This window comes from Mesorhizobium sp. M7A.F.Ca.ET.027.03.2.1 (assembly GCF_003999175.1).
GTDB lineage: Bacteria > Pseudomonadota > Alphaproteobacteria > Rhizobiales > Rhizobiaceae > Mesorhizobium.
The window spans coordinates 1-640 of sequence record NZ_RZOM01001753.1 but is presented as its reverse complement, the minus strand read 5'-3'; the positions used below and the strand labels follow the sequence as shown (position 1 = coordinate 640).

1 protein-coding gene is annotated in these 640 nt (G+C 65.0%); it reads left to right on the top strand.

Translation table 11 applies throughout. The features are described from left to right. Positions 1–52: 52 nt before the first annotated feature. The coding region (locus EN750_RS37850; RefSeq protein ID WP_145968362.1) for an AMP-binding protein at positions 53–640 on the top strand (588 nt) is incomplete at its 3' end.

The window sequence follows — 640 nt, the reverse complement described above, 5'->3', positions numbered from 1 at the left end:
AGGCCGCATCGCTCGTCGCGGCGTGACGGCTGGCAGCGGAAGGCCCGAGCTCATGCGGGTCGAGCAATTCCTCATCACGAACGCGGCCGCGCATGGCGCGAAGACGGCGCTTGTCACCGACCGGAAGCGGTTGCGCTATGACGAGCTCGACGATCTGTCGAACCGGCTCGCGACCGCTCTCGCCGCGAACGGCGTGCAGCGCGGCGACCGCGTTCTCGTCTTCATGGACAATTGCTGGGAAGCCGCCGTCTCGATCTTCGCGGTTCTCAAGGCGGGCGCGACCTTCAGCCCGATCAACGCCTCCACCAAGGCCGACAAGCTCGCTTATGTCATCGACGATTGCGAGGCTGCGGCGATCCTGACCCAGGCCAAGCTGATGCCTGTCGTAATCCAGGCGCGTGCGCTGTCGGACCAACCGCTCTTCGTCGCGTCGACGCAAGCGCCATCCAGCCATACGCCGGATGGCGCTGCCTCCTTCGAGGATTGTCTCAAGGTCGCGCCCGTGCCCGTTCGCCATGGCGGGATCGACATCGACCTCGCCATGCTGATCTACACCTCGGGCTCCACCGGCCGCCCCAAGGGCGTGATGATGACGCATCGCAATATCGATGCCGCTGCCGAATCCATCACAACCTATCTG